The organism is Nostoc sp. 'Peltigera membranacea cyanobiont' 213, from assembly GCF_002245975.1.
GTDB lineage: Bacteria > Cyanobacteriota > Cyanobacteriia > Cyanobacteriales > Nostocaceae > Nostoc.
The window spans coordinates 25,951-40,129 of sequence record NZ_NOLI01000038.1 but is presented as its reverse complement, the minus strand read 5'-3'; the positions used below and the strand labels follow the sequence as shown (position 1 = coordinate 40,129).

1 protein-coding gene and 1 pseudogene are annotated in these 14,179 nt (G+C 43.1%); both read right to left on the bottom strand.

The annotated features are described in order from the left end of the window. Positions 1-13: 13 nt before the first annotated feature. Positions 14-4,271: pseudogene (locus tag CDG77_RS13160) on the bottom strand (beta-ketoacyl synthase N-terminal-like domain-containing protein). A gap of 2 nt (positions 4,272-4,273) precedes the next feature. After that, positions 4,274-14,179 carry a non-ribosomal peptide synthetase gene (locus tag CDG77_RS13155; protein ID WP_094329812.1) on the bottom strand — a complete coding sequence of 3,302 codons (9,906 nt, stop codon included), beginning with the start codon at positions 14,177-14,179 and terminating at the stop codon, positions 4,274-4,276.

The window sequence follows — 14,179 nt, the reverse complement described above, 5'->3', positions numbered from 1 at the left end:
ATTTATTTATTATTCATATTGCGATTTCTTCTCTATCAATTGCATCTAAGTTTGTATCCATTTCTGGTTGTTTTTCTAGCTTTGGTGCTATTTCAGCTATTGTGGGAGATTCAAACAAACTTGCTACAGATAATCTAATAGAAAAAACACTTCTGATTCTGGATAAAACTTGAACAGCTATGAGGGAATCTCCTCCCAATCCAAAAAAGTTATCATAGATTCCCACTTGCTTGATTCCCAATAATCCTTGCCAAATATCGGCAACTTTTTGCTCAACTTCATCGCGAGGAGCTACATAAGAATTGGACAAATTAGGTCTTGAGTGGAGTGCAGATAATTTTTCTGGCTGAGAAATATCCGGCTTTCTTTGTGATGAAATATCTAATTTCTGGTCAGTCTCTTTTTGCCCTAATTTTCTACTAAATGCGGCTGATGCAGAAGCTTGAGCCATAATAATCTGATGCTCAAAGGCTTCAGTTTTAGGAAACGCGGCAACCTGAACAAAATCTTGAGTGCGTAGTGCTTCAAACCATTGCTCTTCTGTGATAAAAGGCTGACCTGGGTTGCGTCTTTTATCGTCTAAAGATTTCAAAAGCAGACCCCAACTGATATCAAAGTCTATTTTTGGTTGAGTTATTTCCCACACTAAGAGGAAGCCGCCAGGAGCTAATAAAGAGCGTACATGGTGGAGTGTTTTATCTATGTTCTGAGTTGCGTGCAAAACATTAGAGGCTATTACTACATCAAAGCTATACTTCTCAAACCCTTGCTCAGTTGGTGAATTGTCTATATTTAGTAATCGATATTCAACAAATGGATATTCCTTAAACTTTTGTTCGGCTTGAGTTAGAAAGCCACTACCAATATCAGTAAAAGTATAGTTGGTTTGTTGGGATGGCAACACAGGTAGTAATGCTTGTGTAGACACACCAGTACCCGCACCAATTTCTAGAACTCTTAGCTGAACAGATGATGGCAATGATTTGACTACCTGTTCTAAGCTTGAACGCAAGATAGAGTTGTAGTAAGTAATTAAGGAAGATTCTGAATGCGAACCGTTGTTTTCTTTTTGGTAAACCAGTTCATTGAAAATCTCTAATGGTTCTTGGTCGCCAACAACAATAGCGGCTAAATTTTCACCACAGCGTTGCACTAAATCTAAATCTACTAAAGATGAAGAAGCAAATCTAGCTCTGACTTCTTCTAAATGTTCATTAATATAATCTGGCGAACATGGCACTAGTCCAGTAAATAAGCCCTCCTGTTGCTGTAGTTGCCCTTGCTCAACTAATATTTGCAACCATCTAGACAACAATTGCTGATAGCGGGGAGAAATATGATATTGCGACAACAAATTCTCTAAAGAATACTTTTGTTCGGCATTGCTAAAAGCCCCTAATTGCTTGAATGCAGAGTTGATGTAGGCTGTACATAAACCATCCAACCACTGTCTGTTCTCTTGATATATTAACTCATTGAGTTCTGCATTTCTAGTATTTGCTTGATTTTGACCTGCTTGTGTAAGCGATGTCCACAATTGTGATGTTGTGGGTAAAGTTTGCAATTGTCCCCAAGCTGCTTTTTGTGGGGGGTCAATCCAATAACGTTCGCCCTCAAAGGGATAAGTCGGTAAGGGAAGATGATAATACTCTTGTTGACTATAGAATCCAAGCCAATCTATCTTCACCCCAGCCAGCCAGAGTTGACCCAATGTAGTGAATAAAACACGACTATCGGATTGCTTTTCTTGAGGATGACGGACTGAAGTCAACACCGTTTGTGCAGCTGCTTTGTCTGGATGTCTTTTGACTAATGTAGTTAGTGTGTGTCCTGGCCCCACCTCTAGTAAAACTTGCTCTGGTGTTGCCAATAATTTCTCTACACCTTGGGCAAAAAGCACTGTGGAACGTAGATGTTGAGCGTAATAGTCAGGATTTGTGGCTTGGGTGACTGTAATCCAAGTACCAGTCAGGTTGGAGATATAAGGAAGTTTTGGCGGATTTAAAGTAACTTTTTTGACTCTTTCTGCAAATGTCTCTAAGATAGGTTCCATCATTTGCGAATGGAAGGCATGGGAAGTATGCAGAAGTTGACATTCAATCCCTTGAGCAGCAAGCTGATTTTGTAGTGCTTCTATTGCTGCTATGGAACCGGAAACTACACACCGTGAGGGTTGATTAATCGCTGCAACAGAAAGTTCTGTCCCTAATAGGGATTTTATCTTGTCTGCGGGTAGGGGAATTGAAAGCATTGATCCAGTGGGAAGTTGCTGCATCATCTGTCCGCGTGCTGCTACCAGAGATAAGGCATCTTCTAGGGAAAAAACTTCTGCTAGAGTTGCTGCTACATATTCGCCAATACTGTGACCGATCGCAGCTTGCGGCTCTACTCCATAAGACTGCCATAATTTAGCTAGGGCGTATTCAATTACAAAAATAGCAGGTTGAGCGATCGCTGTTTGTTGAAGTTGCTGCGATGCTGCATCAATCTTTTCGTCACTGGGGTAAAGAATCTCACGTAAATCTAGCCCTAATAGAGGTTTAAGAATTTCTGAGGAATCATCAACTTGTTCTTTAAATACTGTCTCAGTTTCGTAAATTTCCCGCGCCATGTTGACGTACTGAGAACCCTGACCGGGAAACATAAAGACAACAGGCCGTTCTGTAATCTCTGTATAGTTAGTAAAAACTTGTTTTGGCTCTAAGCTACTAAAAGCTTTGACAGCATCTTCTAAGTCTTGACAAATTAACATCCGTCGGTAATTAAAACCCTGCCGACCACTATTGAGGGTATAAGCTACATCACCTAAGTTAAGTTGTGGATGCTCTTTTAAATGCGTAATTAAATTAGCTGTTGCCTTTTCAAGCGCATTTGCAGTTTTAGCCGAGAGTACCAAAAGTTGATAATTTCTCCCCTGCTCCCCTGCTCCCCTGCCCAAAAACAGGTGCTTCTTCTAAAATTACATGAGCATTAGTCCCTCCCATACCAAAAGAACTAACTCCAGCACGGCGAGGAGTATTATTTGTTTTCCATTCAGTCAGAGTTGTATTGACATAAAAAGGACTGTTGGCAAAATCAATTTTGGGATTAGGTGTCTCAAAGTGCAAACTAGGAGGCAGCATTTTATGTTGGAGTGCTAAGACAGTTTTAATCAAACCTGCAACGCCTGATGCTGTATCCAAATGTCCTAAGTTGGTTTTTAAGGAACCAATAGCGCAGAAACCTTTTTTATCTGTAGTTTGATTAAAGGCTTGAGTTAAAGCGGCAATTTCAATCGGATCTCCTAAAGGTGTAGCAGTGCCATGAGCTTCGATGTAGGAAATTGTTTCGGCATCTACACCAGCTAAAGCTTGAGCTTCGCCAATCACTGCTGCTTGACCGCTAACACTAGGAGCAGTGTAACCGACTTTCATTGCGCCATCGTTATTGATTGCCGAACCTTTAATAATTGCATGGATGTAGTCGCGATCGCTAATTGCATCCTTTAATCTTTTCAATACCACAATCCCAGCACCGCTACCGGCAATTGTTCCTTGTGCTTTGGCATCAAAAGCACGGCAGTGTCCATCAGGAGAGAGAATCATTCCCTCTTGATGCAAATACCCTATTTTCTGAGGAATGCTGAGAGTAACTCCACCAGCTAAAGCTATGTCACATTCACCATTTAAGAGACTTTGACAAGCTACATGAACAGCAACCAAAGAGGTAGAACACGCTGTTTGCACATTTACTGATGGTCCAGTCAAATTGAGTTTATATGCAACTCGTGTAGGTAAAAAATCTTTATCGTTGGAGATTCCTAATTGAATCGGGTCAATTGTTTCTAATAATTGCTGATTAGGGTAGAGATTATTGAGTAAATACCTACTCATCCCTACACCACCATAAACCCCGATTAAACCATTGTAGGTTTGCGGGTCATAACCAGCTTTTTCTACAGCTTCCCAAGCCAACTCTAAAAATAGGCGTTGTTGTGGATCTATTAACTCAGCTTCTTTGGCGCTATAGGCAAAGAAATTTGCATCAAACAATTCAATATCTGATAGTACAGAACTAGCTTTTACATAATTAGGATGATTCAGCAAATCTAGGGAAACGCCAGAATTTATCAATTCTTCATCCGTTAGCCAAGAGATAGATTCTACACCATCTCGCAAGTTCTGCCAAAATGATTGAATATCTTTTGCGCCTGAAAATCTCCCTACAACAGCAATTATTGCTATTTCAGAATTGTTAAATTCATCATTTTTATCCACTGAATCTATTGTCATTTTTACCTTTTTCTCTGAGATCGATATTGTTGTCTTGATTCTAGCTGCTGATTTCTTAAAGATTTAATTTCACTATGAGATTGAGAACGCTGGTTATTTTGTTTAATTGGATCTTCTTGGTTAATTTTAGTAATTAAGTATTGGCTTAAGCTATGTATAGTTGGGTAGTTAAACATATCAACTATTGACAATTCCAAACCAAATTCTTCTTGCAATTGCTGATTAATTTTTACTAGTAGTAACGAATGACCTCCTAGCTCAAAGAAATTATTGTAAATTCCTACCTTTTCTACTACTAATGCTTTTTGCCAAATGCCAGCAATGATTCTTTCTACTTCTGTATTTGGCATGACATAATCTGACAGTTCCCGTTGTAAATCGGGATTGGGCAGAGCGCGACGGTCTATTTTGCCGTTGGGTGTCAGGGGGAAGGACTCTAGTATTACAAAAGCAGTTGGCAACATATACCCAGGCAGTTTATTAGAAAGGAACTGCCGCAGTTCGCCCGTTGTGAGTGTCACGTCTTTTTGCGGCACTACATAAGCAACTAAACGCTTATTACCTGGAGTTTCTTCACGAGCAATGACACAACATATCTGCACATCAGCATGTTGGCTCAATAATGCTTCAATTTCGCCTAATTCAATGCGGAAGCCGCGAATTTTTACCTGATTGTCAATCCGTCCCAGGTATTCAATGTTGCCATCTGGTAAATAACGTGCTAAGTCCCCGGTTTTATACAGGCGTTCAGAATTAAAGGATTGGTCTTCTGTTCCCCCACTGCCCCCTGCTCCCTGCTCCCTGCTTCTTCGGAAGGGATTGCTGATAAATTTTTCCTGAGTTAGTTCTGGACGGTTGAGATAACCTCTTGCCAACCCAACACCACCGATATGCAACTCTCCTGGCACACCCACAGGCACTGGTAGCAAATTTTCGTCTAAGATGTAAACTTGCGTGTTAGCGATCGCTTTACCAATAGATATTTTCTCGCCATCAGTGCATTTTGCGATTGTGGCACAGACAGTAGCTTCTGTTGGCCCGTAAGCGTTGAAGAAGTTTCTGCCAGCAGACCATTGCCTGATTAATTCAGGCGGACAAGCTTCTCCGGCGACAATGATTGTTTGCAATGCCGGAAGTTCTGACCCAAGCAGAACTGCTAACACCGATGGTGGTAGTGTGATATGGGTAATGGAGCGATCGCGTAATTGCTTAATTAATGGTTTCCCTGGCAATAGAGAGTCTTTTGTTCCCAAGTACAGCGTTGCACCCGATCTCAGAGCCATGATGACTTCCCAAATAGAAGCATCAAAACTGAAGGAGGCAAATTGGAGAATGCGACTATCCGAAGTCAAGCCAAAAGTCTGAATCTGAGCTTGAGCTAAGTTGCATAGTCCCTTATGCTCAACCATGACACCTTTAGGTCTACCTGTAGATCCTGAAGTGTAAATCACATTAGCTAGATGAAAAGCTTTGACTCCAGTTGTTGGGTTCTCTTGATTGTTTGGGGCAATTTGTTCCCAGGTTTCATCTAAAAAGACTTGTTTTGCTTGATATTCAGGAAGTCTTTGAATCAGTCGCTGTTGAGTCAGCAGCACTGAAACTTGAGCATCTTCTAGCATGAAGTGCAAGCGTTCAGTAGGATACTCTGGATCGAGTGGTAGGTATGCTCCCCCTGCCTTGAGAATCCCCAACAGTCCCACCACCATCTCTAAAGAACGTTCTACACAAATACCCACCAGCGCATCTGGTTTTACACCCAATGAGCGTAAGTAATGAGCCAATTGGTTAGCACGACAATTTAATTGGTCATAAGTCAGTTGTTGATTTTCAAACACTACAGCGACAGCATCGGGTGTCAGCTTAACCTGCTCCTCAAACAACTGATGAATACACTTATCAGAAGGATAATCTGCCTGAGTATGGTTCCATTCAACGAGTAACTGTCGTTGCTCAACTTCTGTCAGCAGGGGCAATTGTGAGATTTGCTGCTGCGGGTTAGTAACAATGCCTGCAAGCAATGTCACAAAATGACTACTCATCCGCTTAATTGTGCTGGCATCAAACAAGTCAGTGTTGTATTCCCAAACACCCACCAGCCCTGTGTCGGTGTTCTGCATGATTAAAGTTAAATCAAACTTTGCCGTTGTGCCTTCTGTCATTAATGGAGTGACAGTTAATCCAGTCAACTCTACTTCAGACATGGGCGCATTCTGGAGGAAAAACATCACCTGAAACAGTGGTGTATGACTGAGATCCCGTTCTGGCTGCAATGCTTCCACCAGCATTTCAAAAGGCAAATTTTGATGGGTATATGCAGACAACGCCACTTCTCGAACACGAGTCAGTAATTCGCTAAAACTGGGATTGCCTGACAAATCGGTACGCATTACTAAAGTATTGACAAAAAAGCCAATTAACCCTTCAATCTCACTGCGATCGCGGTTAGCAATTGGCGAACCCACCAATATATCTTCTTGTCCTGTATAGCGGTAAAGTAGAGTATCAAACGCTGCCAACAACGCCATAAACAAAGTCACCCCTTGTTTTTGACTTAGTTGTGTAAAGCCATTAGTTAGCTCTTTTGAAAGTGCAAACTCTTGATATGCCCCAGAGAAAGTCTGCACAAATGGTCTGGGTCGGTCTGTGGGTAAGGATAATAAAGCTGGTGCGTTTACCAGTTGTTGTTGCCAATAACTCAGTTGGCTGTGTAAGACATCTCCTTGCAACCAGTTTCGCTGCCAAATTGCGAAATCTGCGTACTGAATTGGCAGTGACGCTAACGATGGGCATTGACCTTGAGAATAAGCATTGTACAGCGCTGCTAGTTCTTGAACAAATACACCCATTGACCAGCCATCAAAGACAATATGGTGCATACACACTAATAAGGCGTTTTCTGTATCGGACAACACTATTAATGTTGCCCTGACCAGCGCTTGTTTTGCCAAGTCATAAGGTTGAATAGCTTGTTGTTGCGCTAATTGCTGCAAAGCAATTTCTTGTTCGGCTGTGGATAAATGCTGCAAGTCAATAACACAGACTGTCCAATTCGTCTCTGTTTGAATAATTTGAGAAGGTTGTCCATCAACTGTGATAAAGTTGGTGTGTAAGGCTTCGTGGCGATAAATAATTTCTTGTAAACTTTGTTCTAAGGCTGCAACTCCAAGAGTTCCGACTAGACGCAAAGCTAAAGGTATGTTGTAGAAGGCGCTGTTCGGGTTTAACTTGTCTAAAAACCATAACCGTGTTTGGGCATAAGACAGTGGTAATTCCGCATCCCTTGCCCTTGGTAAAATAGCTGATGCTGTGAGTTCTAAGCCCTGTTGCTGCAACCGTTGAATATTTTGGGACAATTCAGCAACTGTGGGTGCAGCAAATAAGCTACGCAATGGTAGTTCTATTTTTAAGCTGGTACGCACGCGGGAGACTAGTTGCGTTGCTAGTAGCGAGTGTCCTCCAAGTTCAAAGAAGTTATCGTATATGCCAACTTGCTCTACTTTTAGGACTTGCGCCCAAATTAGTGACAGAATTTCTTCAATTGGGTTACGTGGGGCAACATATTTGTCCAATAATTGGCTGTGTAAATCGGGTATGGGTAAAGCGCGGCGGTCTAGTTTCCCGTTGGGGGTAAGCGGTAGAGCTTCTAGGATGACTATTGCGCTTGGCACCATATACTCTGGTAACTTTTCCTTCAAGAAGCGACGCAGAACGCTTACTGTGAGTGTCCGATCTTTTTGGGGCACAATATAGGCGACAAGGCGTTTGTTTCCAGGAATGTCTTCGCGGGCGATGACACAAGCTGCCTGCACATCAAGTTGGCTTAGTACTGCTTCAATTTCACCCAACTCGATGCGGAAACCGCGAATTTTAACTTGATTGTCTATACGCCCTAATGATTCGATGTTCCCGTCAGGTAAATAGCGTGCTAAATCCCCAGTTTTATATAATTTACTCCCTCCTGTTTCATCAAACGGGTTGGAGATAAATTTCTCAAGTGTTAACTCTGGTCGGTTAATGTAGCCTCGCGCCAAAGAGACACCACCAATGTGCAATTCTCCTGGTACACCAATGGGTACTAGCTGTAGATCCTTATCCAGAATGTAAATTTGTGTGTTAGCAATGGGTTGCCCAATGGGAGGAAGTAGCGGCCAAGTCTCCACCGAATCGGTCAAAGTAAAACTGGTGGCTAAATGGCTCTCTGATGGCCCATAGTGATTGTGCAAACTACAATCACTTAGTTTGCTTAACCATTGAGAAATCGCGGGAGTAATCTGCAACTGTTCCCCAGCAGTAATAATTTCCCTCAAATGACTATTAACTAATTCACTATCAACAGAGACTTCAGCTAGTTGCTGTAAGGCAACAAAGGGGAGAAACATTCTCTCAATTGCTTTTTGTTGGAGAAAAACTAACAAAGCTGAGGCATCGCGGCGTAATTCCTCCCCAATTAAGAACAATGTGCCTCCAGAACACCAGGTAGTGAATATTTCTTGGAAGGAGACATCAAAGCTAATAGAAGCAAATTGCAGGGTTTTTGCTCCACGAGAAATTTTCAGATTTTCCCGATGCCACAGAATCAGATTGCTAAGGGCAAGTTGATTCATGGCTATACCCTTGGGTTGACCTGTAGAACCCGAAGTATAAATTATATAAGCTAAGTTATTGGCTTGTACGCCTGAGATAATATTGTCCTGACTGCACTGGGAAATCAATTCAGCATCAGTATCTAAACAAACAAGTCTTGCTTGATGCTGAGGTAGTCTGTCAAGGAGTGACTGCTGGGTTAGCAACACTGAAATTTGAGCATCTTCTAAAATAAAGCTCAATCGCTCAGTCGGATACTCTGGGTCAATTGGCACATAAGCCCCACCAGCTTTGAGAATTCCCAGTAGTCCTATGACCATCTCTAAAGAACGCTCTACACATAACCCGACCAAGATATCTGGTTTTATACCCAAAGGCCGCAAGTATTGCGCTAACTGGTTAGCACGACAATTTAATTCATAGTAAGTAAGTTGTTGATTTTCAAACTCCACTGCCACAGCATGGGGTGTCAGATCCACCTGCTCTTCAAACAAATCATGGATGCACCGATCGCGGGGATAATCAGTTTGAGTATCATTCCACTCGACAAGTAACTTTTGCTGTTCTGATTGGGTCAGCAGTGGCAATTGTGAGATTTGCTGTTCTGAGTTAGCAATAATACCTGCAAGCAATGTCACAAAATGACCAGTCATTCGCTCAATGGTACTAGCATCAAACAAATCAGTGTTGTACTCCCATATCCCTACCAGTCCAGTAGCAGTGTTCTGCATGATTAAAGTTAAATCAAACCTGGCATTTGCGCCTTTTATTGAGAATGGACTGACAGTTAGCCCAGTCATGTTTACTTGAGACATGGGCGCATTCTGGAGGGCAAACATTACCTGAAACAGTGGTGTATGGCTAAGATCCCGTTCTGGCTGCAATGCTTCCACCAACATTTCAAAAGGCAAATGCTGATGAGAGTATGCCTCCATTGCCATTTTACGGACACGAGTCAATAATTCGTTAAAACTGGGATTGCCTGCCAAGTTAGAACGCATTACTAAAGTATTGACAAAAAAGCCAATTAACCCTTCAATTTCACTGCGATCGCGGTTAGCAATTGGCGACCCCACCAAAATGTCTTCTGTGCCAGTGTAGCGATAAAGTAGCGTATCAAACGCTGCCAACAGTGTCATAAACAAGGTGACTCCTTGCTGCTGACTCAGTTGTGCCAGTTCACCAGTTAGCTTCTGTGACAGTGCAAACTCTTGATATGCTCCGTTATCAGTCTGCACAGCAGGTCTGGGTCGGTCTGTAGGTACGGACAATAAAGCTGGTGCGTTTGCTAGTTGTTGTTGCCAGTAACTCAGTTGACTTTGTAATACATCCCCTTGCAACCAGTTTCGCTGCCATAAGGCGAAATCTGCGTACTGAATTGGTAGTGGTGCTAATGGTGACGGCTGACCTTGAGAATAAGCAGTGTACAGGGCTTCTAACTCCTGAACAAACACACCCATTGACCAACCGTCAGAGACAATATGGTGGATGCACAGTAATAAAACGTGTTCTGTCTCGGACAGCACTACTAATGTTGCCCTGACTAATGGTTCATCAGCCAGATCAAACGGTTGAATAGCTTTTTGTTTCCCTAATTGCTGTGTGGCGATTTCTTGTTCGCTGCTTGGCAGATGTTGCAACTCAACAACAGAGACTGTCCAATTAGTCTGTTTTTGAATAATTTGCGTTGGTTGTCCATCAACTGTGATGAAGTTGGTGTGTAAGGCTTCGTGGCGATGAATTATTTCTTGTAAGCTTTGTTCTAAGGCAGCTACATTGAGAGTTCCGACTATATGCAAAGCAAAGGGTATGTTGTAGAAAGCACTGTTCGGCTCGAACTGGTCTAAAAACCACAAGCGCTGTTGAGCATAAGACAGTGGTAACTCTGCATTCTCTGCCCTTGGTAGGATGGGTAGCGAAATAAGTTCCAAGTCATGTTGCTGCGATCGCCCAATCGATTGCGCTAATTCTGCAACTGTTGCTGTGGCAAACAACTCACGCAATGGTAATTCTACTTTGAAAATGTTGCGGATGCGTGAAAGCAGTTGCGTTGCTAATAGTGAGTGTCCCCCCAGTTCAAAAAAGTTATTGTGAATGCCCACTTGCTCTACTTTCAGCACTTGCGCCCAAATTTGTACCAGCATTTCCTCAATGGGTGTACGCGGGGCGACATATTTTTCTAGGAGTGTGCTGTCTAAGTCTGGTTTTGGTAGGGTGCGGCGATCTACCTTGCCGTTGGGAGTCAGGGGTAAGGATTCCAGCAACACAAAAGCACTGGGTATCATGTACTCTGGTAGCTTTGCTTTTAAGAATTGCCGCAGTTCGCTGATTGTGGGTGTACAGTCCTGATGTGCTACCACATAAGCGACTAAGCGTTGATCGCCAGGGGTATCTTCGCGGGCAATGACACAGGATGCTTGTACATCAACATGTTGGCTCAATATTGCTTCAATTTCGCTTAACTCTATGCGAAAACCGCGTATTTTTACTTGGCTGTCAATACGTCCCAAGTATTCAATGTTGCCATCAGGTAAATAGCGTGCTAAATCTCCTGTTTTGTAAAGGCGAGAATCGGGGTCAGTGCTAAAGGGGTGAGAGATGAATTTCTCTTGTGTCAATTCAGGACGGTTCAGATAGCCTTTTGCTAACCCCAAACCACCAATATGCAATTCTCCGGCTACACCTACAGGAACTGGTTTTAAGTGCGAGTCTAAAATATAGATTTGCGTGTTTGCTATAGGTCGCCCAATGGGTACTGTCCTGAGATTGCTATGGGGTTTGCATTGCCAGTATGTGACATCAATTGCCGCTTCTGTTGGCCCGTAAAGATTGTGCAATTCGCAGTCTAACCGAGCAAAAAAGCGTTCTTGAAGTTCTAAAGGCAGAGCCTCACCACTACAAATAACTCGTTTCAAGCTACTGCAATTTTTGAGACTTTGTTCCTCTAAGAAAACCTGGAGCATAGAAGGGACAAAATGTAGTGTAGTAACCTGCTGCTCTAAAATTAGATTGACCAAGTAAGCACTATCTTTATGTCCACTTGGTTTAGCTACAACTAAACGCGCTCCAGTTATTAACGGCCACAAGAATTCCCAAACAGACACATCAAAGCTAAAAGGGGTTTTTTGTAAAATGCAATCTACTGCTGTTAATTGATAAGCTTGTTGCATCCACAACAGGCGATTGCAAATCCCCAAGTGGGTGTTCATTGCTCCTTTGGGCTTTCCGGTAGAACCGGAAGTGTAAATTAGATAAGCCAAGTTACTATCTTGCAAAGTAGTAATTGGATTATCCTGACTTGATTGAGAAATAGATTGCCAATCAGTATCTAAACATACAACCTCCGCTTGATGCTGAGGCAACTTTTCCAGGAGTTGCTGTTGGGTGAGCAGCACTGGAACTTGAGCATCTTCTAACATAAAGCTCAAACGCTCAGTTGGATACTCTGGGTCAAGCGGCACATAAGCACCACCCGCCTTGAGAATCCCTAACAGCCCCACAACCATTGAGAGCGATCGCTCTACACACAACCCAACTAATACATCGGCTCCCACACCTAATGAGCGCAAGTAATGCGCCAACTGATTAGCTTGAGTGTTCAACTGCTGATAAGTCAGTTGTTGATTGCCAAACACTACTGCTACAGCATTCGGGGTACGTCTAACCTGCTGCTCAAATAACTGGTGGATGCACTTATCAGAGGAATAGTCTACTTGAGTGTTGTTCCACTCTACTAAAAGTTGATGGCGTTCTGCGATCGCCAACAGTGGTAATTCTGCAATTCGCGCTTTGGGATTGGCAACAATTGCTTGTAGTAAAGTTTGAAAATTTTGGGCGATGCGAGTAATTGTAGCCGCATCAAATAAATCAGCATTGTAAGACCATACGCCCTCTAGACCTCCTGAAGCTTCCCAGTAGTTCGCTTCTAGGTCAAACCTGACCATTTCATCAACTGGCAAGAATATTTTCTCAATAGTTAAACCTGGCAAATCCCAAAAAGACTGTGAGGCATTCTGGAGGGAAAACATCACCTGCACCAGGGGATTACGGCTTAAATCTCGGTCTGGTTGTAACTTTTCCACCAACATCTCAAAGGGCAAGTCCTGATGGGCATAAGCTGACAAAGTTGTTTGCCGCACTTGCGCTAAGAAGTCAGCAAAGCTGGGGTTGCCAGAGAGATCGCCCCTTAATGCTAGGGTATTAGCAAAAAATCCCATTAGCTGCTCGACGCTCTTGTGGTTGCGGTTAGCGATGGGGGAGCCAACAACAAAATCTGCCTGACTACTGTAACGAGAAAGCAAGACCAAAAAAGCTGCTATTAGAGTCATAAACAAGGTTGCGTCTGACTCTTGGCTCAGTTGCTTGAGGCGTTGCGTGAGGTGGCGATCGAGTTGAAAATGCTCAACTCCACCCCGGAAGGTTTGAACCGGGGGACGAGGCCGATCCGTAGGTAGTTCTAGTACGCCAGGGACACCTGCTAACTGTTGTTGCCAGTAATTGAGTTGGCGTTCCAGGACAACGCCTGTTAGCCACTGGCGCTGCCAAACTGCAAAGTCAGCATACTGGATGGACAGTTGGGCTAGTGGGTAGGGCAATCCTTGAGCGAAAGCTGTATATAGCTGAGATAACTCACAGAAGAAGATGTTCAAAGACCAACCATCGTAGATAATGTGGTGCATCTTCAACAGCAGTACATACTCTTGCTGGCTCAGTTGGAGTAGACTGAATTGTACTAATGGCCCAACAGCTAGATCGAAAGGCTGAGATGTAAGGGACTGAGCCATTTGCCGAATCCGGTCAGTTTGCTCCTGGGCTGACAATCCCTGCAAGTTATGGATTGGTAAAGTTAAGGCAGTGGGGGGAGCAATTAGCTGGAAGGGTTTTCCGTCTACAGTCGGAAAAGTGGTTCTTAATATCTCGTGGCGGCAAATGAGTTCATTTAGACTCTCTGAGAGTGCAACTACATTCAGCGCCCCATTTAGTCTTTGAACATCCAGCAGATTATAAGAACGACTGTCTGGTGACAAATGGTGCAGAAACCAGAGTCGCTGTTGAGCAAAAGACAGTGGTAACTCACCGTCCCGTGGCACTCTTTGAATGGGCAACTGATGAGAGGTTTTAACGTGCTTCGCTTGCTGTAAAAACAGTATAATTTCTGCTTTCCGCCCAGCTATTTCCTGACGTAGCGATGGAGTTAATACCCCTTCAGGTGCGTGACAGCGCAAGCGAACCTCTTCCAGAGGCGCTCCGCTAACGCTATCTACCTCTAGTTCTATACTTAAGTTTGTCAGTTTACGAACAAATTCAAAGGTGCTGTTAGTCAT

Coding starts and splice junctions, on each gene's coding strand:
- CDG77_RS13155 (WP_094329812.1), bottom strand. CDS start 14,179: ATGACTAACAGCACCTTTGAATTTGTTCGTAAACTGACAAACTTAAGT.